Below are 20781 nucleotides of genomic sequence, written 5' to 3'. Positions count from 1 at the left end.
GATTAAAAGTAACGGATTAGCGGTATCCAAAGCCGCCTAACCGGCCCCGGCTCCTGCATTTAACCGGCTTAGCGTCTGGCAATAGTGGCCGCAGCGGGCAGAAGGCGCCGATTGCTTTGGGTTGCGCTGCGTATGCTTGCGCAGGTAGTACCACCCGCGCCAGCCGGCGCCCTATTCCGCACGACAATGACTGCTGTGTCCTCTACTTCCTCCACCCAAGGCTTCGTGCAGGTGCGCGGCGCCCGGGAGCACAACCTCAAGAACGTCGACGTGGACATTCCGCGCGACGCGCTGGTGGTGTTTACCGGCGTGTCGGGCTCGGGCAAGTCCTCGCTGGCGTTCGGCACGCTCTACGCCGAGGCCCAGCGCCGCTACCTGGAATCGGTGTCGCCCTACGCGCGGCGGCTGTTTCACCAGATGTCGGTGCCCGCGGTGGATAGCATCGACGGGCTGCCGCCAGCGGTGGCCCTGCAGCAGCAGCGCGGCACGCCCACCACCCGCTCGTCGGTGGGCTCGGTGACGACGCTGTCGAACCTGCTGCGCATGCTCTACTCCCGCGCCGGCGACTACCCCGCCGGGCAGGGCATCATCTACGCCGAGGCGTTTTCCTCGAACACCCCCGAAGGCGCCTGCCCGCAGTGCCACGGCCTCGGGCGCATTTACGAAGTCACCGAGCAGTCGATGGTGCCCGACCCCACGCTCACCATTCGGGAGCGGGCCATTGCCGCCTGGCCCCAGGCCTGGGGCGGGCAGAATCAGCGCGACATTCTGGTGACCCTGGGCTACGACGTGGACGTGCCGTGGAAAGACCTGCCGCAGCAGCAGCGCGACTGGATTCTGTTCACCGACGAGCAGCCGGTGGTGCCGGTGTACCCCGGCTACACGCCCGCCGAAACCCGGCGCGCCCTCCAGCGCAAAGAGCCGCCCAACTACATGGGCACCTTTACCGGGGTGCGGCGCCACGTGCTCCACACCTTCGCCACCACCCAGAGCCCGCTGATGAAAAAGCGCGCCCTGCAGTACATGCTCAGCACCGAGTGCCCCACCTGCCACGGCAAGCGCCTGCGCCCGGAGTCACTGAGCGTCACCTTCGCCGGCCTCGACATTGCCGACATGGCCCGGCAGCCGCTCAAGCGCGTGGCCGAGCTGCTGCGGCCCTACGCCGAAGGCACGGCGAAAGGCCGCAAAAAGCACGACGCCGAGCACCCCGAGCAGGCCGAAGTGGCCCGCCGCATTGCCGGCGACCTGACGGCCCGCCTGCGCGTGCTCCTCGACCTGGGCCTGGGCTACCTGCAGCTGGAGCGCAGCACGCCCACCCTCTCGCCGGGCGAGCTGCAGCGCCTGCGCCTGGCCACCCAGCTCTATTCCAACCTGTTCGGCGTGGTTTACGTGCTCGATGAGCCCTCGGCCGGCCTGCACCCCTCCGACACGGAAGCCCTGCTCACGGCCCTGCACAGCCTGAAAGCGGCCGGCAACACGCTCTTCGTGGTGGAGCACAACCTCGACGTGGTGCGCCAGGCCGACTGGCTGGTCGACGTGGGCCCCGCCGCCGGCGAGCAAGGCGGCCAGATTCTCTACAGCGGCCCGGTAACCGGCCTGGCCGAAGTCGACGCCTCCCAGACGCGCCGCTACCTGTTGCGGGAAGAAGCCCCGGGCAGCCGCCCGCCGCGCCAGCCGGCCGGCTGGCTGCGGCTCGAAGGCGTGCGCCGCAACAACCTCGACGGGCTCAGCGTGCGGTTTCCGCTGGGCGTGATGACGACGGTAACGGGCGTGTCGGGCTCGGGCAAGTCCTCGTTGGTCAGCCAGGTTTTGGTTGAACTTGTGGCGCAAGCCCTAGGCGTGAAAGGGGACGACGAAGGCGCCGCGGAAGCGGCCGAGGAAGACCTGCTACAGTCGGCCGCCGCGCCTTCCCTGGAAGGTCGAATTACCGACGGCCTGCAGACGATTCGCCGCTTGGTGCGGGTGGATCAGAAGCCCATCGGGCGCACGCCGCGCTCCAACATGGCCACCTACACCGGCCTCTTCGACCACGTGCGCAAGCTGTTCGCGGCCACGCCCCAGGCCCGGCAGCGCCGCTACGACGCGGGCCGCTTCAGCTTCAACGTGGCCAAGGGGCGCTGCGAAAACTGCCAGGGCGAGGGGTTTGTGATGGTGGAGCTGCTGTTTCTGCCCTCGGTGTACGCGCCCTGCCCGGTGTGCCACGGCGCCCGCTACAACGCCAAAACCCTGGAAATCCAGTACCGCGACCGAAACATTGCCGAAGTGCTGGGCCTGACCGTGGACGACGCCTACGCGTTCTTCGATGAGGAGCCCAGCGTGCAGCGCGCCCTCGGGGTGCTGCGCGAAGTGGGGCTGGGCTACCTGCGCCTCGGCCAGCCCGCCACCGAGCTGTCGGGCGGCGAAGCCCAGCGCATCAAGCTGGCCACTGAGCTGCAGAAGGCCCAGCGCGGCGACACGCTCTACGTGCTCGACGAGCCCACCACCGGCCTGCACCCCGCCGACGTGGAGCGCCTGCTCATCCAGCTCAACCGCCTCGTCGACGCGGGCAATACGGTGGTGCTGGTGGAGCACGACATGCGCGTGGCCGCCGCCTCCGACTGGCTGCTCGACATGGGGCCCGGCGCCGGCGACGAAGGCGGCCGGGTGGTGGCCGAGGGCCCGCCGGCCGCGGTGGCGAAATCGAAGGAAAGCCGCACGGCGCCCTACCTGGCGCGGTTTCGGCGCGGCTAGCACAGCTCCGCGTCCTCTGCAAAACTCTTCGCGCCCTCTGCGGGCCGAAACCGGTCCCACGCCGTAAAACCCCGTTCTTTGCCCTTCGAACTCCACCTGCACCCCATGCCCGCTGATACTCCCGCGTTGCGCACCGTCGACGTGACGCGCTACGTGACGCCGCTGCGCGAAGGCGGCTCGCTGCCCGCCCTGGTCGAAGCCGACGACGGCTTTCTGTACGTGCTCAAGTTCCGCGGCGCCGGCCAGGGGCCCAAGGCGCTGATTGCCGAGCTGATTGTGGGCGAGCTGGCCCGCGTGCTGGGCCTGCGCGTGCCCGAGCTGGTGTTCGTGAACCTCCACGAAGCCTTCGGCCGCACCGAGCCCGACGAGGAAATCCAGGACCTGTTGCGCGCCAGCGAAGGCCTGAACCTGGCCCTGCACTACCTCTCGGGCGCCATCACCTTCGACCCGCTGGTCACCGCCGTCGATGCCCGCCTGGCCTCCCGGGTCGTGTGGCTCGACGCGCTGACGCTGAACGTGGACCGCACCGCCCGCAACACCAACATGCTGATGTGGCACAAGGAGCTGTGGCTGATCGACCACGGCGCGGCGCTGTACGCCCACCACACCGGCCCGGGCTGGGCCGGCAAGGCGCGGCCGTTTCCGCAGATCAAGGACCACGTGCTGCTGCCCCGCGCCACCGAGCTGCCGCAGGTCGATGCCGAGCTGCGCCCGCGGCTCACGCCGGCCGTTATCGAGGGCATCGTGGCCCTGGTGCCCGAGGCCTGGCTGCTGGAGCCCGACCAGAGCCCGGCCGAGCAGCGCGCCGCCTACGTGCAGTTTCTCACGGCCCGCGTGGCCGCTTCCGATACCTTCACCGCCGAAGCCGACCATGCCCGACAAGCACTTGTTTGAGTACGCCGTGCTGCGCGTGGTGCCGCGCGTGGAGCGGGAGGAATTCCTCAACGTGGGCGTGGTACTCTACTGCCGCGACCAGGGCTTTCTGCAGTGCCGCTACCACCTGCCCGAAGCCCGCCTGCGCGCCTTCGCCGGCGCGGCCCTGGACCTGGGCGAGCTGACGGCCCGTCTGCACGCCTTCGACCGCATCTGCCGCGGCCGCCGCGAAGGTGGCCCCATCGGACAATTGGGCCTGGCCGAGCGGTTTCGCTGGCTCACCGCCACCCGCAGCACCATCGTGCAGACCTCCGCCGTACACCCCGGCCTCTGCCACGACGCGGCCGAGACGCTGAACCGCCTGCACGCGCAGCTGGTGGAGTAATTGGGCCTCACCCCCCGGCCCCCTCTCCAAAGGGCGAGGGGGAGCCAGCCGCCAGCAACGACAGCGGCAGCAATGAGCGCAGGCTCATTGCTGCCGCTTTGTGTTTCCGCCTCCGTGTGAGTCCAAATAGGGAGCGTACTCACTTGCTGTTTATCCAAGCCGTCAGCGGCGAGCCAGCGGGGCAGTTCTGCCCCGTTGCTGACGTCAGGTTTCCCCTCTCCATGGGAGCGGGGGCCGGGGGAGGCTCCTATGCGTCCGTGGCCACGCGGTATTCCGGGTCTTCCAGGATATTGACCTCAACGAGGGCACCGGCGTTGCGCAGCAGCTGGCGGCAGTCGGGGCTGAGGTGGCGCAGGTGCAGGGTTTTGCCCAGGCGCTGGTAGCGTTCCGTGAGCTTGTGCAGCGCGTCGAGGCCCGACATATCGGCCACGCGGCTGTCGCGGAAATCGATGACGACCTGCTGCGGGTCGGCGGCGGGCTCAAACTTCTCCGCGAAGGCCTGCACCGAGCCGAAGAACAGCGGGCCGAACAGCTCGTAGTGCTTCACGCCGGCCGCGTCCACGTACTTGCGGGCCCGAATGCGCTTGGCGTTTTCCCAGGCAAAGGCCAGGGCCGAAATAACCACGCCCAGCAGCACGGCCAGCGCCAGGTTCTGCGACACGGCCGTTACCACCGTTACCAGCAGCATCACCAGCACGTCGGTGCGGGGCATGCGCCGCAGAATGCGCAGGCTGGCCCACTCGAAGGTGCTGATGACCACCGTGAACATCACGCCCACCAGCGCCGCCAGCGGCAGCCGCTCGATCAGGCCCGCGCCCACCGCCACGAACAGGGCCAGGGCCACCGCCGCCACCACGCCCGAGAGCCGGCCGCGCCCCCGGGATTCCAGGTTCACCATCGTCTGCCCGATCATGGCGCAGCCGCCCATGCCGCCGGTCAGGCCCGAAGCCACGTTGGCCAGGCCCTGGGCCACGCAGTCCTGGTTGCCGCGCCCGCGGGTGTCGGTCATTTCATCGACCACCGTCAGCGTCAGCAGGCTTTCGGTGAGGCCCACCAGCGCCATGATCAGGGCGTAGGGCGCCACCAGCGCCAGCGTGGCCCAGCTAAGGGGCACCTGCGGCAGGTGCAGTTGCGGCAAGCCGCCCCGGATGGAGGCAATGTCGCCCACCGATTTGGTGTCGAGCCCGCCCAGCAGCACCAGCGCCGAGGTAACGATAATGGCCGCCAGCGACGCCGGCACGGCCTTGGTCAGGCGCGGGAGCAGGTACACGATGAGCATGGTCAGCCCCACCAGCCCCAGCATCAGCAGCAGCGGCGGACCCGTGAGCCAATGCTCCTGGCCCGTCAGCGCATCGCGCACCTTGAACTGCTCCAGCTGGGCCATGAAGATGATCAGGGCCAGGCCGTTGACGAAACCGAATACCACCGGCTGCGGCACCAGCCGGATAAACTTGCCGAAGCGCAGCACCCCGATGGCCACCTGAATCAGCCCCATCAGCACCACGGCCGCAAACAGGTATTCCGGGCCGTGCTGCACCACCAGGCTCACGATGACCACCGCCACCGAGCCGGCCGCGCCCGATATCATGCCCGGCCGGCCGCCAACGATACTGGTGACCAGGCAAATAATAAAGGCCGAGCCGATGCCCACCAGCGGGCTGATGTGGGCCAGCAGGGCAAAGGCCACCACTTCGGGCACCAGGGCCAGGGCGGTGGTCAGGCCGGCCAGAATTTCGTTTTTAACGTTGAGTTGGTACTGCGCCAGGTAGGCCCGAACGGAGAGCATGCGGAAGCTGAGAAAGGCAAAAGAAAAGCCGCACGCTTCGGCTCCGAAGCGGCGGCGCAAGGCAAACCGGCCCGTTCTCAGGGTGGCGTAAGCTGAAAGGTACAGGCGGAGAAACCAGGCATGGACGCCGCAAAAGTACGGCTTCAGGCCCGGAGTAAGCCCGGGCCGCCCGGGCTCAGCGCACCTCCAGCAGGCTGGCGGCCGGCGGCAGCTGCGCGGGCATGGCCTGCAGGATGCCGGTGGCGGCCGTGACGCGCCCCGCCGCGTCGTGGTACACCAGCACGTACTCCGTCAGGGCCCCCGGGGGCAGCGGGCAGCGGTCGATAAACGGGCTGCGGGCGTTGTGGGCAATGCACTCCCAGGGCGCGGAACGGCTGCGGCGGTAGATGTACGCGTAGTGGCCCGGCACCTGAGCAAAATCAAGGCGGCGACCGGCCGGCACTATGTGCAGCTGCAGCGAGGAACTCAGGGTAGACGTAGGCATAACGGTGCTGGTGAAGGTGGGGCCAGGCCCATGCAGCAGGCGGATGACGGTGCTGAAACGACCGCGGCCCCGGCTTTTTACGGATTTTCAGGCCGGTAATTCCCGATTTGCGGCGGCTCAGGCGTCGTCCTCGGGGGCGAAGTACTGCTCCGTATCGAGCAGGGAGGTGGCAATGGCCCAGGAAATGTGCGTGGAGCCTACCAGCGCCCGGGTATCAGGGTAGGCATCGAAGTACTGCTCGGTGATGAAGGCGGCGGCCTGCTCGGTGCCCATCGACGCCCAGAGCAGCCGGGGCATTTCCAGGTTCCAGCGGTGCGAGCCGGTGTCGGTGCGGCAGCGGATACGCACGCGCACCATGGCCGAGAGCGGAGCCGCGCTGGCCTGAATGGTGTAGGAGATGGGGACGCTCATGGGGAAACGACGGCGGGGAGCAGGGAAAGATGCAGGGGCACCGGGCGGCTAAGAACCCGGGCCAGGAGCCCGCTGCTGGTGATGCGCGGCCAGGCCCGCGGCAATGCGCCGCCGCACCGCGCACAGCCCCAGGTGCCGCACCGATTCGGGGCAGTGGCTGCGGTAGAGGCGGGTGACGAAGCCGGCCGCCGCCCGCGGGCCCAGCGCCTCCCACAGCAGGTAGGGCAGCTCCACTTCGTACACGTCGGTGCCGGTGCGGGTGTGCGTCACCAGAATCAGGGCCACCGCGGCGCCGCTGGTTTCGGCGTACACGCGCAGAATGCGCCAGGAATGGGCCGGGTGCATAGAGCAGGCAGGGGAAAGGAGGAAGTTGCAATCAAAGATGACCAAAATGCCGGTCACAAGGGCCCGTACAAATTGGGATTTGGCGGCGGCGAATACGGAACTGCCGCGAGCCCGGCCGGCGGCGGCAAGGGCCTGGCCAGCACAACGGTAGCGGCGGGGCGGGTCGTAGCCACCCGTCCGGGGCGGCTGCCGGCGCTACGCCACCGGGGCGTGAAACGTGAGCACCGGCGCGGCTGCCTGCACGGCCACGCTTTCGGCAATGCTGCCCTGCAGCCAGTGGCGCAGGCCGGTGCGGCCGTGGGTGAGCATCACCACCAGATCGGCGTGGGCCTGGGCCGCGTAGCGCGGAATGCCCGCGCTGACCTCGGGCGCGTCGAACACGTCGGGCTCGTAGGCCGCCAGCTGGTGGCGCCGGGCAAAGGCGTGGATGCGGGAAACGGCCGCGGCGTAGTCGCTGGCGCTGGTCACCACGTCGAGCAGGTGCAGGGTGGCTTCGGGAAAGGCGGCGCACACCTGGCGCAGGCTGGCGGCGGCCAGGTCGGCTTCGGGCTGAAAGTCGGAGGCGAAGACGATGTGGTGCACTTCGAACTCCGGGGCCGGGTGCTTCACCGTCAGCACCGGGCAGGGCGCCAGGCGCACCAGCCGCTCGGCGTGCGAATCGGGCGCAAACAGCAGGTGCGAGCCGGGCTTGTGCTCGTGGGCCCCCACCACCACCAGGTCGATGTGCTGCGCGCGGATGGTGTCGAGCACCGCCGCGTCCACGTCGCCGGTGGCCACGATGTCCTGCACCGCTACATCGGGGTGGCTGCGGGCGGCTTCGGCCATCAGCGCGTGCATGCGGCGCTTGGTGTTCTGCAGCAGCTGCACCATAAACACGCCGTCGAGGCCCGAGCCGCCGCTGGCCGAGCCGGTAGCTACCACGCCCGCGGCGCCGGGCGTATCCACCACGTGCAGCAGCGTGAGGCGGCCGCCGGTGCGGCGGGCCAGCTGCAGGGCCACCTCGAAGGCGTGGTGCGCTTCGGGGGAAAAATCAGTGGGAACCAGTAGGTGTTGCATGGCTAGGACCGTTGGGGAAGGGGGACAATATCCGGGCCGCGGCGGGAGGGTTAGGATGATAATATAATTATTTTTTGTATTTGTCCAATGCTATTTTAAAAGTAAGTACCGCCGGATTGGGCGGCGCGGCGGCTGAGGTGGCTGGTGGGCCGCCGGGCACCGGGGCCACCGCTCCCGCCCGAAAGCAGCTGGCGTCGAAATACTTCGCTAAACTGCTATACTTAACCCCGAACGTACTCCGCCAACCCCCATGACCCCCACGCCACACCCCGCCGCCACCGAGCCGCTGAGCCGCGGCCTGCTCAGCGAGGACCTCGCGCCGGTGCCCGCCGCGGCCCGCACCTGGACCACCGCCAACTACGCCGCGCTCTGGATCAGCATGAGTTTGTGCATTCCGACGTACATGCTGGCTTCCTCGCTGATTGAGGGGGGCATGAACTGGTGGCAGGCGCTGCTCACCATCTTCCTGGGCAACACGGTGGTACTGGTGCCCATGCTGCTCAACGGCCACGCCGGGGCCAAATACGGTATCCCGTTTCCGGTGTTTGCCCGGGCCGCGTTCGGGGTGCGCGGGGCCAACGTGCCGGCCCTGCTGCGCGCCGTCATTGCCTGCGGCTGGTTCGGCATTCAGACGTGGATCGGCGGCTTTGCCCTCTACCAGATGGCCGTGCTCTGGTGGCCCGGGCTGGGCAAGCTACCGGCGGTGTTTCCGGCCTCGTGGGGGCTGGCCACCGGGCCGGCGCTGGTGTTTCTGGTGTTCTGGGCGCTGAATATGTACGTGGTCTACCTCGGCGTCGACAGCATCAAGAAGCTGCTGGTGTTCAAGGCATTTTTCCTGCCGGTGGCGGCTGCGGCGCTGCTGTGGTGGGCCATTTCGGCCGGGCACGGGCTGGGCCCGATTCTGGCCCGCCCCAGCAAATTCGCCACTTCGGCCGAGTTCTGGGCCTTCTTCTTCCCGGCCCTGACGGGCATGGTCGGCTTCTGGGCTACCTTGTCCCTGAACATTCCCGACTTCACCCGCTACGCCACTTCGCAGCGGGCGCAGGTGCTGGGCCAGGCGCTGGGGTTGCCCACCTCCATGACGCTGTTTTCCTTCGTGGGGGTGGTGGTCACGTCGGCCACCTTCGTTGTCTACGGGCAAACCATCTGGGACCCGGTGGTGCTGGCCGGCAGGTTCGAGAGCAAGCTGCTGGTGTCGGTGGCCATGCTGGCCGTGGCCCTGAGCACCCTGGCCACCAACATTGCCGCCAACATCGTGAGCCCGGCCAACGACTTTGCCAACCTCAGCCCGCAGCGCATCAGCTTCACCACCGGCGGCTACATCACCGGCGTCATCGGCCTGCTCATCTTTCCCTGGAAGCTCATTGCCGACCCCTCGGGCTACATCTTCACCTGGCTGGTGGGCTACTCGGCCCTGCTCGGGCCCATCGGCGGCATCCTGATTGCCGACTACTACCTGCTGCGCCGCCGCCACCTCGACGTGCCCGACCTCTACCGCTACGACGGCCGCTACGCCTACCGTAACGGCATCAACGGGCCGGCCATGCTGGCGCTCATCATCGGCATTCTGCCCAACGTGCCGGGCTTTCTGCAGGCCGTGGGCGCGCTGCCCGCCGGCGCCGTGTGGCCCTGGCTGGCCGACGTGTACCACTACGCCTGGTTCGTAGGCTTCTTCCTCTCCGGCGGCCTCTACGTGGCCCTGATGCGCCCGCGCCCCGCGCCGGTGCCGGTGGCCGTGGCGGGATAGGCTAGATCAGAAACAGCTTTCAACGGAAGCCCGGTAGCTGATATCAAGCCTCAAAAAAAGGCCCCGGAGCGCGTGCTCCGGGGCCTTTTTACTTACTGGCCAGGGGAGGCGGAGCCGGCGGCCGGCTCCGTTCCCGCTTAGTCGACCACCAGGCGCTTGACGAGCACGCCCGCTTCGGTGGTCAGGCGCAGGGAGTACACCCCGCGCGGCAGCTGCGTCACGTCGAAGGCCACCTTGCTGCCCGCGGCGGCGGCCGGCAGCAGGCGCTGCTGCACCTGCTGGCCGATGCTATTGAGCAGCGTTACCGTCACGGCTTTGCGCGTGAGCTGGGCCGGCACTTCCAGCCAGAAGCTGCGCTGGGCCGGGTTGGGGTACAGCTGCACCTGCCGGGCCAGGGCCGCGTGCTGCGTCGCCGTTACCAGCGTCGTGAACGTGACGGCCGTCGAGGGCGCCGAGCTGCCGTTGCTGCCGCAGTTGCTGACCACCGACACCGTGTACTGGGTGTTCGGCGCGAGGCCCGTCAGCGCGGCCGGCGAGCCGGTTACCAGCAGCGTTTGGGCCGTGCCACCCGCGGGCGTGTAGCTGACGGAGTAGTTCAGGGGGCTACCCGCGGCCGTGAAGGTCACGCTGGCCGCCGTCGACGTGATGCCGCTCACCGCTACGCCGGTCGGGGCCGGGCAGCTGGTGGGAGTGGCCGTCGTGAACGTGGCGCACACCTGCGCCCCGGCCGTCGTGCCGCAGCTGGGCGTTACGCACGCCGAGTAGGCCGTGCCCGGCAGCAGGCCCGTGAACGTAACCGGGGAAGCCGTAGCCTGAATGGTGAGGGGCGTGCCGCCGGCGGCGGGCGTAACCGAAACGGTGTAGGTGGTATTGCCCGCGCCCGGCACGAAGCTCACCGTAGCCCCGGAGGTCGTGCTGCTCACCGTCAGCCCCGTAACGGGCGGACAGGCGGCCGTGGCCAGGGTGGTGAACGTGGTCGTTGCGGCGGCCGAGCTAACGCCGTTGCTACAGTTGCTGACCACCGACACGGTGTAGGACGTGTTCGGGGTCAGGCCCGTCAGGGCCACCGGCGAGCTGCCGGGAGCCGGCGTCACCGTCGTCGGGGCGCCGCCCTGCGGGGTGTAGGTCACGGTGTAGCTGGCGCCCGTGCCGCTGAAGGTCAGCGACGCAGTAGTAGTCGAAATGCCCGTGGCCGTCAGGCCCGTTACGGCGGCGCAGGTCGGCAGGGCCGAAGTGGTAAACGTGGTGGTAGCCGCCGCGGAAGTCTGCCCGCCACCGCAGTTGCTGATGACCGCCACCGTGTACTGGGTGTTCGGCGTGAGGCCCGTCAGGGCTACCGGGGAGGCCGTCGGGGCAGGCGTCACCGTCGTGGCCGTGCCGCCCTGCGGCGTGTACGTGACGGTGTAGCTGGTGCCCGCGGCGGGGGCCGTAAAGGTCACCGAGGCCGAGGTCGTGGTGATGCTCGTGGCCGTCAGGGCCGTCACCGCGTTGCACGGCGCCAGCGTGGTGAAGGTCGTGGTGGCAGCCGTCGAGCTGAGCCCGTTGGCGCACTGGCTGGTCACCGCCACCGTGTACTGGGTGTTCGGCGTGAGGCCCGTCAGGGCTACCGGCGAGGCCGTGGGGGCGGGCGCGACGGTGGTAGCCGTGCCGCCTTGCGGGGTGTAGGTCACGGTGTAGCTGGCACCCGTGCCCACAAACGTCAGGCTGGCCGACGTGATGGTGATGCTGCCGGCCGTCAGGCCCGTCACCGGGTTGCAGGGCGTCAGCGTGGTGAAGCGCGTAGTGGCGGCCGCGCTCTGGCCGGCGCCGCAGTTGCTCACCACCGACACGGTGTACTGGGTACCCGGCGTGAGGCCCGTCAGGCTCACCGGGCTGCCCGTGGGGGCGGGCGTCACCGTCGTCGGGGCGCCGCCCTGCGGGGTGTAGGTCACGGTGTAGGTCGCGCCGTTGCCCACGCCGAAGCTCACCGTGGCCGACGTCGTGGTGATGGCGCTGGCGCTCAGGTTGGTCGGGGCCACGCAGCTGGTCGTGGTGAACGTGGTCGTGGCCGCCGTCGAGGTTTCGCCGGGCTGGCAGTTGCTCACCACCGACACCGTGTAGCTGGTGCCGGGCAGCAGGCCCGTCAGGGCCACCGGGGAGGCCGTGGGGGCGGGCGTGACCGTCGTGGCCGTGCCGCCCTGCGGCGTGTACGTGACGGTGTAGCTGGTACCCGCGGCGGGGGGCGTAAAGGTTGCCGAGGCCGAGGTCGTGGTGATGCTGCCCACGGCCAGGTTGGTCACGGCCGGGCAGGCCGGGTCGGTGGCGGCGCACACGGTGAACGAGCCGCCGTTGGTGCTGCCCACCTGCCACACGCGGGCGTACACGGTGCTGCCGGGCGTGAGGCCCGTGGCGCGCACCTGCGAGAAGTTGCCGGCGCCGAAGTTGTCGTTGCAGCCCAGCGAGGTCAGCGCCGCGCAGCTGCCCGCGTACAGCTGCAGGCCGGTGTCGGTTACGGGGCTGCCGCTCACCGCGCCGGTCGTCACCTGCACGATGCCGTTGGCGGGCACGGTCAGGCTAAACCACACGTCGTTGACGGTGCCGCTGGTGCAGCTCGGGGCCCCGATGGGGGCGGCTGAGGCCGTGGCGCCCAGCGTGGTGGCCGTGACGGGCGCGCAGGTGGTGCCCACCGTCAGCGCCGTCGGGGCCGCGCAGTTGTCGTTGGCCGGGGCCGGCGGGGCGGTGGTGAAGGTCAGCGCCAGCGGCAGGCCCGAGCCGCCCGCGCAGGTGGCCTGAATGGTGACGGTGTAGGTGGTGCTGGCCGTCAGGCCGGTGAGCAGGGCCGGGGAGGCCGTGGGGCTGGGCGTGAGAATGGCCAGCGAGCCGCCCGCGGGGGTGTAGGTGACGGTGTAGCTGGTGGCGCCCGTGGGGGGCGTAAACGTCAGCGCGGCCGAGGTGGCGGTGATGTTGTTCACGCTCAGGTTGCTCACCGTGCCGCAGGGCGCCTCGGTCTGGGCGCACACGGTGAAGTCGGTGCCGGCCGTGGCGCCGAACTTCCACACCCGCACGTACACGGTGCTGCCCGGCGTGAGGTTGGTGCGCCGGATCAGCGAAAAGCTGCCGGTGGGCGAGTCGTCGTCGTCGCATTCAATCAGCGTGAGGCTGCCGCAGCTCCCCGAGTAGAGGGCCATGCCGGTGTCGTTCATGCTGTTGGTGGCGCCGGGGCCGGTTTCCACCTGCAGGGCCCCGTTGGCGGGCACCACCAGGCTGAACCACACGTCCAGCGTGGTGGCCTGGAAGCCGGCGCAGCCCGGGGCCGGTGCCCCCGTCGACGACGAGGCGGCCGTGATGGTGCCGGGCACCGCGGCCCCGCAGGTGCCGATGCCGATGCTGGTGATGGGCGTGGCGCCCAGGCACTCATCGTTGGCCGGGGCGCCGCCGCTGGCCGTGTAGGTGCGCGTGAGCACCGAGCCCACGCCGGCCGGGCACACGCTCTGCAGCGTCACCGTGTAGGTGGTGCCGGCCGTCAGGCCTGTCAGCGCCACCGGGGAGGTGGTCGGGGCGGGCGTCACGGTGGTTGTGGTGCCCCCGCCCGTGGGCGTGTAGGTCACGGTGTAGCTGGTGGCGTTGCTGCTGGGCGTAAACGAGAGGCTGGCCGTGGTGGCGTTGACGCCGGCAATGGCGAGGTTGGTGGGGTCGGGGCAGGCGGGCGCCCCGGTCACGCAGATGGTGAAGTTGCCGCGCGGGCTGGTGTCGCCGTAGCCGGCCACCAGCACGTAGTAAGTGGTGCTGGGCGTGAGCGAGGTGTAGCTCAGCGGGGCCGCGGGGCCGGTGGCAGACTGCGAGCAAGCCAGCTGCGTAAACGGACCGTTGCACGAGGCGGCCGAAAACAGGCGCACCTGCCCGGCCGTGGGGCCGGTTACGGTGATGGTGGCGCTGGTGCTGGCCCCGCCGGTGGCCGGGGTCGTAAACTGGTACCACACGTCCAGCGGGCTGGCGTCGGCGGCGCAGCTGGGGTTGGTGTAGCCATTGGGCGTGGTGGTGCCGGCCCCGAACGTGGTGCCCGTGGTGGCCACGCAGGTCGAGCCCATGGTCAGGCTGAGGGCGCCGCAGGGGTCATCGTTGAGCAGCGGCACCGTAAAGCTGAAAAACGGCGACTGCAGCGTGGTGCCGCCGCAGTCCGTCCGGATCGATACGAAGTAGGTGGTGCCCGGCGTCAGGCCCGCAAACACCACCGGCGAAGTGGCGTTGTTGACGGTTTGCTGCCCGCCGGTGCCGCCCTGCAGCACGGCCGTAAAGGTGGTGTTGCCGGGCCCGGGCGTAAACGAAACCGAGGCCGAGGTGCCCGTCGGGAAGGTCACGCCCAGCACGGCCGGCGCGCCGCAGGTGGGCGGGTCGGTTACGCAGATGGTGAACTGGCCCTGGGTGTCGGTGGAAGTGAAGCCGGCCACCTGCAGGTAGTAGGTGGTGCCGGGCTGCAGCGCCCCGGTTACCAGGCGCGGCGCGGCCGTGTTGGCGGCGTTCGAGGCCGAGCACGTCACCTGGGTGAAGGTGCCCGAGCACGAGCTGGCCGAGAACAGGCGGATCAGGCCGGCGGGGTTGCCCGTCACGGTGATGGTGGCGCCGGCGCTGGCCGCGCCCGTGGTAGCGGTGGTAAACTTGTACCACACGTCCTTGGGCGCCGTGTTGTTGAAGGCGCCGCAGGTGTTGGCCACCGTCCCGTTGACGGTGGTGGTGGTGGCGCCCGCGTTGGTGCCCACGGTCGGGGTCACGCACAGGTTGCCGTTGAGGCTGAGCTGCACGGCGCCGCAGGGGTCGTCGTTGACCGGCGCCTGGGCCTGCGCCGCGAAGCTCAGCAGCGAGCCGAGCAGTGCAGCGGGCAGCCAGGCTACCGGCGGCCCGAAGCGCCTGCAGAGGGTGAGCAGCCGCTGGGTAAGCCGCTGGGAAAAGGGTAATGCTGGGGGCATAGGAGAGAGAAAAAATGGATGGAAGGGAATCGGCGAAGCGGCCGGACCGGGGGCCGGAGCCAAGGCGTTGGCGCTCTGTCGACAATGTAAAGATTTAATTGTCGTATTCAAGTACTCAGATACCTGGCCGGCCCGCCGCCCCGCCCGGCGCCGGCAGCCCCCGTCGGCCCGCCGCCGTACAAGGCAGCAGCGCCCCCCCATGGGGCGCCGCTACGTCGTATGGCCACGTTTCTCGGCGAATTTCTGCGCAACCCCGCCGTCGTCGGCTCGCTCGTGCCCAGCTCCCCCGAGCTGACGGCCCAGGTGCTGGCGCCCATCGACTTCGCGCGGGCCCGCTGCATCGTGGAGTACGGCCCGGGCACCGGCGTCTTCACCGATGCGCTGCTGCAGCACCGGCGCCCCGGCACCCGCATCGTGCTCATCGAGGTGAACCGGCGCTTCTGCCAGCTGCTGCGGCAGCGCTACGCCGCCCACGCCGACGTGCACATCATTCACGGCTCGGCCGACAAAACCGCCGAGTACCTGCGCCCCCTCGGCCTGGCCGGCGCCGATTACGTGGTGTGCGGGCTGCCGTTTGCTTCCCTGCCGCGGCGCCTGGGCTGGCGCATTCTGGCCCATACCCGCCAGCTGCTGCTGCCCGCCGGCCGCCTGATCTTGTTTCAGTACTCGCTGCGCAACTGCCGCCTGTTCGAGCGGTTTTTTCGCCCCGAGGGCCACGTCCGCGTGCTGCTGAACCTGCCGCCCGCCCACGTCTTCACCTACGCGCCCGCCGCCGAGGCCCCGGCGGGTTAGCCAGCGCCCGCGGCGCGTTGGGAGCTGGGCCGCCGCGGGTGGCCTCGGCGCCAACCGGCCGCGGCGCCCAGGCTGCCGGGCGCCAAGGGTCCGCGGCCGGGGGCCGGGCATGCGCTGCTGCCGCCGCGCCGGGCGGGGGGGCGTCAGTCCCAGTTGTCGAGCAGGCGGCGCACCAGGATGATCTGGCCGGTGTGGTAGGCGTTGTGGTCGGCGATGAGCAGGGCCTCGCGCAGCAGCGTCTGGCCGGTGCCGTGCTCGAAGGGCTGCAGCAGGTCCCGGGCCGGGTCGCGGAGCAGGGCCAGAAACTGCGCCCGGTCGTGCTGAATCTGCCGCAGCGTGGCCTGCCAGCGCGCGGCGTCGGCGTGGTCATCCTCGGCGGGCCAGTAGCCCGCGGGCCACTCCGGCGACTGGTGCCCGGCGTCGCGGCTGAACTCCAGAATGTCCCACTGCGCGATGCGCACGTGCTCGGCCAGCTGCCAGAGCGAGTAGGGGAGCCCGTCGGGGCGCTGGTTGAGCAGCGCCGCCGGCACGTCGGCCGTGGCGGCTTCGAAGGTGGCGTGGGCGTGGCCCTGCTCCAGCAAGGCCGTCAGGGAGCCGACGAGGGAGTCCCGGGTGTGTTTGTCCATGGTGCAAAGGGGCGGCCGGCTGAAGGCGGCGCGGTGCATAACTACGCAGGGACAAAATCCGCGTTTGTCGCGCCGCGAAATCGGTACTAATAGCACCACGCCCGGCCCGCGGGCTGCGTTTAAGAATCCGGGGCCGGTCGTCATTTTGCGGCAACTCGGTCGGTTTCAGGTGTGGGACCGGCTGTGACGACGGGCCTTTCTTCTGACGACCCCGCGGCAGCTGGCTGCGGGGTCGTTTGGTGTTGGGGCCTACCCGCGCCGCCGGGGGCTACAACGAATCGGGCCGGGGCAGCGGAAACAATTGTTTCCACCGCCCCGGCCCGCGTACTTGAACGGGTGGCGCTTTAGTGCGTCACGACCAGGCGCTGCACGCCCACGGCCCGGCCGGCCTGCACGCGCAGGAAGTACACGCCCTCGGCCCAGGTGCTCGTGTCGAGCGTGTGCTGCAGGCCCTGGAAGTCGACGGTGCGCAGGCGGCGGCCCTGCCCGTCGTACACCTGCACCTGCGCGGGGCCGGCGGGGGCGCCCTGCAGCGCCAGGCGCACCTGCCGGGCGGCGGGGTTGGGGTAGAGCTGCAGGTTCAGGCCGGCCTGGGCCGTCTTGGCGGCGGTGGTCGTCGAAGTCAGGCGCAGCAGCCAGGTCTGGTTGGCGCCCAGCGCGGGCAGGTTCACGGCCCAGCCGCCGACGCCGCCCTGCGCGTCCAGCGTCACGGTGCCGGCCGCCTGGCCCGAGTACAGCTCCGTCACCTGGTAGGTGCCGGCGCGCAGCGTGGAGAGGGGCAGCGCGAGGGTGGTACCGGTGGCGGCCGTGCCGCCCAGGTTGCTCACCATCACCACGGCCTCCTGCCCGAAGACGCGGGCGTAGCTGAGCAGGGTGCCGGGCGCGGGCGTGGTCACGGGCAGGTAGTAGCCCTTGCGCAGGGCCGCCTGCCCGGTGCGCAGCCCGATAAGCTTCTTGTAGTGGTTGAGCAGCGAAGCCGGGTCGGCCTGCGCGGTGGCTACGTTGAACTGGGGGTAGTTCGAGTTGAGGGCGCGCCAGGGCGTGCCGCTGGTGAAGCCCGCGTTGGTGCCGGCCGTCCACTGCATGGGCTTGCGTTTGTCCTCGTCGAGGCCCGCGCCGAGCAGGCCCACTTCCTCGCCGTAGTAAAGGAAGGGCACGCCGGGCATGGTCAGGTACAGGGCTGCGGCCTGCTTCATGCGGGCCAGGTCATTGCCCAGGGTGCCGAAGATGCGGTTCTGGTCGTGGTTGCTGAGGAAGGTGCCGTACTGCAGGCGGGGGTAAGCCGCGTCCACCGCGGCCAGCTGGGTGCGCAGGGCGGTGGCGCTGCCCGCGTTCAGGCTGCTCACGATGGCGGCCGAGAGGTCAAACTCAAAGCAGGCGTCGAGGCGCTGGTTGACCACGTAGGGCACTACCTGCGGGGTGCTCGACCACGCCTCGCCGATGGTGAAGGCCTGCGGATTCACGGCGCGCACCGAATCGTGGAATTCCTCCAGCACGCTAAAGGTTTCGGGCGTGTTTTCGATGGTGGTGCCGTTTTCCACCAGGTACTTCACCGCGTCGAGGCGGTAGCCGTCGACGCCCTTGCGCAGCCAGAAGCGCGAGGCGTCCCACATGGCCGCTTTCAGCTGCGGGTTGCGCCAGTTCAGGTCGGGCATGCCGCTCCAGAAGTAGCCGTAGTAGTAGCTGCCCCCGCGCGGGTACCAGCCCAGGCCGCCGGGGTTGGTGGCCGACCAGCGGTACCAGTCGCGGTAGGGGCTGGTGGCCGAGCCGGCCGCCTGCTGAAACCACGGGTGCTGGTCGGAGGAGTGGTTGAGCACCAGGTCGATGATGACCTTGATGCCGCGCTGGTGGGCGGCGGCCATAAAGGCCTCGAACTCAGCCATGGTGCCGTAGTCCGCCTCGGTGGCCTTGTAGTCGGTCACGTCGTAGCCGTGGTAGCTCGGCGACTCCATCATCGGCATCAGCCACAGGGCCGTCACGCCCAGGTCGGCGGTCGTGTTGGGGTTGCCGTCGTTGAGGTAGTCCAGCTTCTGGGTGAGGCCGGCGAAGTCGCCCTTGCCGTCCCCGTTCGAGTCGTAGAAGCTGCGCACGAACACCTCGTAGAACACCGCGTCGTTCCACCAGTGCGTGGCGTAGGTGTCGAGCGAGGGGCCGCAGTTCTGGCAGGTATTGAAGCACACCGCCGGCGCGGTATTGACGGCGCCGGTGGCGTTGAGCACCCGGGCCAGGGTGCCGGTGCTGCGGCCGTCATCCACGCCGCAGGTAGCGGGCACGGTTTCGGCGGCCGTGGCCGCGGTGCCGTTCACGAAGCGGTACAGAAAGCGGCCGGGCGCGGGCAGGGCCACCTGCGCCTCGTAGATGTCGTCGCCGTTGTTGTCGGTGAGGGCAATGGCCGTGGGGTCCCAGTTGGTGGCGTAGCCGGCCAGGGTCTGGAAGTTGCCCATCACGTGCACCCCGGCCCGCGGCACCGTCAGCCCGCGCATGTTCACCTGAAACGTGACCAGCGTAGGGCAGCCGCCGAAGGGCACGGCCGGCAGGCGCAGGGCGGTGCTGCCCAGCGTGGCTTGGCGGTTCACGTTGCCGCCGCCGTCGGCCACGCCGCAGCTGGCGGGGGGCAGCTCGGCCCCGCCCCAGGCGTTGCCGTTCACGAACTTGTAGAGGTACTGGCCTGCCGGCACGTCCACCGTCACCTCGTAGATGCGGTCATTGTCCGGATCGGTGAGCAGGGTGGTGGCCGGGTTCCAGTCGCCCCCGAAGCCGGCGGCGGCCTGGAAGTTGCCCGCCACGTGCACGCCGGTGCTGGCCACCGTCTGCTGGCTCATGTCGACGCGGAAGGTGAGGGGCACGGCGTGCGCCCCAAGGCTGCCAAGGAGCAGCCAGGCCGCCAGGTACAGGTGTTTCATGGGTGGGTCGTTGCGGATAGAATCATAAAGATACGACGCAACTATCAGCCACCGGAAGACAAACGCAATTACCCCGAAAAAACCTGTCGGGCAGGACTACCCGCGACGCTTCACGGGCGGGCGGCGCGCCGGCGGGGGCGGTGGGTTCAGCAGGCGCTGGCGGCGGGCTTCCTCCTGCTGGTAGAACGCGAGTTCGTTCTGGTAGGCATAATAGTCCCACGAAGGCCGGGCGCCCGCCGCCGTGCGGGCCGCCGCGGCAATGGCGTCGAAGCGGGCGGGCGGGCAAAACGACTGCGCCGAGTCGGCCCGCATGGCGGTATAGGTTTCTTCCAGCAGGGCTTCCAGGGCCAGAATTTCGGTGCTGCCTTTGCCCTTGAGCTGGTCGGCGGCCGTGCGTTGGTGCGACACCGTTTGCCCGCGGTAGGTAAAGGGCGTCACGTACTTCACGGGCGGGGCAGCGGCCTCCTTGGCCTTGGCACCGGCCTTGGTGGGGCGCTTAGCCAGCGAGTGGGCCGAGACGGCGGCCCGGCCCCCGGTTTGCAGCAGCCCGATCTGAGCCTGGACCGCGTGCCCGAGTAGCACGAGCAGGCCAGCGAAAACATAACGCATGGGGTAGGAATGAAAATGAAGCGGAAAACATAGCGGCATAGCCGGCTCCAAAGCTACCCTATCTCCTGCGTATTCACCAAGCGCCGGGCCTTACTCGAAGATGATGGTCTTGTTGTGGTGCACGAACACGCGCCCGCTGAACACCAGCCGCAGGGAGCGGGCCAACACGATTTTCTCCACGTCGCGGCCGGCCTGGGCCATGTCGGCGGCGCTGTGGGTGTGGTCGACGGGGATGATGCTCTGGGCAATGATGGGCCCCTGGTCCAGCTCGTTGTTGACGAAGTGAGCCGTGGCCCCGATGATTTTCACGCCCCGCTCGAAGGCCTGGCCGTAGGGATTGGCCCCCACGAAGGCGGGCAGCGAGGAGTGGTGAATGTTGATGAGCCGGTCGGCGTAGGGGGCCACGAACTCGGGGGAGAGGATGCGCATGTACTTGGCCAGCACCACGTACTCGGGCTGGTAGTGGTCGAGCACGGCGCGCACGGCGGCCTCGTGCTGCGCCCGGCTCAGGCCCTCGTGGCTCACGTGGTGGAAGGGCACGCCGAACTGGGTGGTGAGCGGCCCGAGCAGGGCGTGGTTGCTGATGACGGCCAGGATGCGCGCGCCCAGCTCGTCGAAGGCGTGGCGCACCAGCAGCTCGCTCAGGCAGTGGTGCTCCTTGGTGGCCATCACCACGATGTTGCGGGGGCGCGGGTCGCCCAGCTGCACCTCGGCGGCCGGGGGCAGGGCGGCGCGCAGCTCGCTGAGCAGGGCCTCGGCCTGGAAGTCGCCGGCTACCTCGGTGCGCATGAAGAAGGTGGGGCCGGTGGGCTCCACGAACTCGTCGTTGCGCACGATGTTGAGGCCGTGGCGGAAAAGCACGCCGGTGATGCGGAAGATCAGGCCCGGCTCGTCGGGGCAGCGGATGAGCAGGTAGTGGGGGGCGGGCAAAGCGGCTGGAGGCACGGCAGGCGAAAATCAGACAGGTGAGCTGCAAGGTACGCGTGCGGCGCCCCGGCGGATACGGCCCGCCGCCGCGGGCCCGCCCCGCGCCGCCCATGCCCGCGTCCCCGGCCTCCGCTGACCGGCCCCGGCCGGTGCGGGGCGCGGAC

At 69.5% G+C, this 20781-nt stretch carries 15 protein-coding genes; 5 read left to right on the top strand and 10 right to left on the bottom strand.

Going from position 1 to position 20781, the window contains the following annotated elements:
- The first annotated feature begins 186 nt into the window (after positions 1–186).
- The 3 genes from uvrA (at position 187) to DLM85_RS07035 (ending at position 3988) form a co-directional block, all read left to right on the top strand.
- Positions 187–2730, top strand: coding sequence for an excinuclease ABC subunit UvrA (gene uvrA / locus DLM85_RS07045; RefSeq protein ID WP_111477331.1), 2544 nt, complete (start codon positions 187–189; stop codon positions 2728–2730).
- A gap of 105 nt (positions 2731–2835) precedes the next feature.
- On the top strand, positions 2836–3624 hold the full coding sequence (locus DLM85_RS07040; RefSeq protein ID WP_111477330.1) for a HipA family kinase: 789 nt from the start codon (positions 2836–2838) through the stop codon (positions 3622–3624).
- Entirely contained in the window at positions 3602–3988 is a 387-nt protein-coding gene (locus DLM85_RS07035; protein WP_111477329.1) for a DUF3037 domain-containing protein, read from the top strand. Before DLM85_RS07040 ends, DLM85_RS07035 begins: the two co-directional genes overlap by 23 nt.
- A gap of 247 nt (positions 3989–4235) precedes the next feature.
- Here the strand turns inward: DLM85_RS07035 and DLM85_RS07030 are convergent, their stop codons facing one another.
- The 5 genes from DLM85_RS07030 to DLM85_RS07010 all read right to left on the bottom strand — a co-directional run bounded on the left by DLM85_RS07030 (position 4236) and on the right by DLM85_RS07010 (position 8070).
- Positions 4236–5774 carry a SulP family inorganic anion transporter gene (locus DLM85_RS07030; protein ID WP_111477528.1) on the bottom strand — a complete coding sequence of 513 codons (1539 nt, stop codon included), beginning with the start codon at positions 5772–5774 and terminating at the stop codon, positions 4236–4238.
- A gap of 175 nt (positions 5775–5949) precedes the next feature.
- Positions 5950–6258: a hypothetical protein gene (locus DLM85_RS07025; protein WP_111477328.1), complete on the bottom strand. Its 309-nt coding sequence runs from the start codon at positions 6256–6258 to the stop codon at positions 5950–5952.
- Positions 6259–6375: 117 nt separating this feature from the next.
- Positions 6376–6669: a hypothetical protein gene (locus tag DLM85_RS07020; protein WP_111477327.1), complete on the bottom strand. Its 294-nt coding sequence runs from the start codon at positions 6667–6669 to the stop codon at positions 6376–6378.
- A 48-nt stretch (positions 6670–6717) separates the two neighbouring features.
- Complete coding sequence (locus DLM85_RS07015) at positions 6718–7014, bottom strand: hypothetical protein (protein ID WP_111477326.1); 297 nt, start codon at positions 7012–7014, stop codon at positions 6718–6720.
- 195 nt (positions 7015–7209) lie between these two features.
- Positions 7210–8070: a universal stress protein gene (locus tag DLM85_RS07010; protein ID WP_111477325.1), complete on the bottom strand. Its 861-nt coding sequence runs from the start codon at positions 8068–8070 to the stop codon at positions 7210–7212.
- Between the two features lie 250 nt (positions 8071–8320).
- Between DLM85_RS07010 and DLM85_RS07005 the strand changes: the two genes are divergently transcribed.
- On the top strand, positions 8321–9817 hold the full coding sequence (locus DLM85_RS07005) for an NCS1 family nucleobase:cation symporter-1 (protein WP_111477324.1): 1497 nt from the start codon (positions 8321–8323) through the stop codon (positions 9815–9817).
- A 137-nt stretch (positions 9818–9954) separates the two neighbouring features.
- On the opposite strand, the gene DLM85_RS07000 is transcribed toward DLM85_RS07005, so the two are convergent.
- Positions 9955–14760, bottom strand: coding sequence for a fibronectin type III domain-containing protein (locus tag DLM85_RS07000; protein ID WP_111477323.1), 4806 nt, complete (start codon positions 14758–14760; stop codon positions 9955–9957).
- Positions 14761–14979: 219 nt separating this feature from the next.
- On the opposite strand from DLM85_RS07000, the gene DLM85_RS06995 reads away from it, so the two are divergent.
- Positions 14980–15552 (top strand): class I SAM-dependent methyltransferase, encoded by a 573-nt coding sequence (locus DLM85_RS06995; RefSeq protein ID WP_111477322.1) that lies wholly within the window; start codon positions 14980–14982, stop codon positions 15550–15552.
- A 143-nt stretch (positions 15553–15695) separates the two neighbouring features.
- Here DLM85_RS06995 and DLM85_RS06990 read toward each other — a convergent pair whose 3' ends face one another.
- The 4 genes from DLM85_RS06990 to purU form a co-directional block, all read right to left on the bottom strand.
- Entirely contained in the window at positions 15696–16178 is a 483-nt protein-coding gene (locus DLM85_RS06990; protein WP_111477527.1) for a DinB family protein, read from the bottom strand.
- A gap of 344 nt (positions 16179–16522) precedes the next feature.
- Positions 16523–19081, bottom strand: a complete 2559-nt coding sequence (locus DLM85_RS06985; RefSeq protein WP_111477321.1) for an alpha-amylase family glycosyl hydrolase — start codon at positions 19079–19081, stop codon at positions 16523–16525.
- Positions 19082–19177: 96 nt separating this feature from the next.
- Complete coding sequence (locus DLM85_RS06980) at positions 19178–19690, bottom strand: hypothetical protein (RefSeq protein WP_111477320.1); 513 nt, start codon at positions 19688–19690, stop codon at positions 19178–19180.
- A gap of 90 nt (positions 19691–19780) precedes the next feature.
- Positions 19781–20635, bottom strand: coding sequence for a formyltetrahydrofolate deformylase (gene purU, locus DLM85_RS06975; protein ID WP_243635875.1), 855 nt, complete (start codon positions 20633–20635; stop codon positions 19781–19783).
- Between the last annotated feature and the right edge of the window lie 146 nt (positions 20636–20781).

It is taken from the genome of Hymenobacter edaphi (assembly GCF_003258365.1).
Classification (GTDB): Bacteria; Bacteroidota; Bacteroidia; order Cytophagales; family Hymenobacteraceae; genus Solirubrum; species Solirubrum edaphi.
This window is presented reverse-complemented; position numbering and strand designations above follow the sequence as displayed.